General features: G+C 54.5%; 1 rRNA gene. It reads right to left on the bottom strand.

Features of this window, described 5'->3' with window-relative positions:
• Positions 1-45: 45 nt before the first annotated feature.
• Positions 46-804, bottom strand: a 23S ribosomal RNA gene (locus L693_RS0106600); the annotation flags it as partial.

Raw genomic sequence — 804 nt, 5'->3', positions numbered from 1 at the left:
TTACACCCTGAAAACTGGATCCGAAACTTCATTGCGTCTTATCTTTAGGATAAGCCCTCGACCGATTAGTATTGGTCAGCTCCATGCATTACTGCACTTCCACCCCCAACCTATCTACCTCGTCGTCTTCAAGGGGTCTTACATACTGGGAAATCTCATCTTGAGGGGGGCTTCACGCTTAGATGCTTTCAGCGCTTATCCCTTCCGTACATAGCTACCCAGCGGTGCTCCTGGCGGAACAACTGGTACACCAGCGGTACGTCCATCCCGGTCCTCTCGTACTAAGGACAGCTCCTCTCAAATTTCCTACGCCCACGACAGATAGGGACCGAACTGTCTCACGACGTTCTGAACCCAGCTCGCGTACCGCTTTAATGGGCGAACAGCCCAACCCTTGGGACCTACTTCAGCCCCAGGATGCGATGAGCCGACATCGAGGTGCCAAACCTCCCCGTCGATGTGGACTCTTGGGGGAGATAAGCCTGTTATCCCCAGGGTAGCTTTTATCCGTTGAGCGATGGCCCTTCCATGCGGTACCACCGGATCACTAAGCCCGACTTTCGTCCCTGCTCGACTTGTAGGTCTCGCAGTCAAGCTCCCTTCTGCCTTTGCACTCTTCGAATGATTTCCAACCATTCTGAGGGAACCTTGGGGCGCCTCCGTTACTCTTTAGGAGGCGACCGCCCCAGTCAAACTGCCCACCTGACACTGTCCTCGTACCGGATCACGGTACCAAGTTAGAACCTAGATACGATCAGGGTGGTATCCCAAGGATGCCTCCCCTCAAGCTGGCGCTCAAGGTTC

This window comes from Paenibacillus sp. 1-18 (genome assembly GCF_000520755.1).
Lineage (GTDB): Bacteria > Bacillota > Bacilli > Paenibacillales > Paenibacillaceae > Paenibacillus > Paenibacillus brasilensis.
The sequence above is the reverse complement of the archived record's forward strand: the minus strand, read 5'-3'. Positions and strand labels throughout refer to the sequence as shown.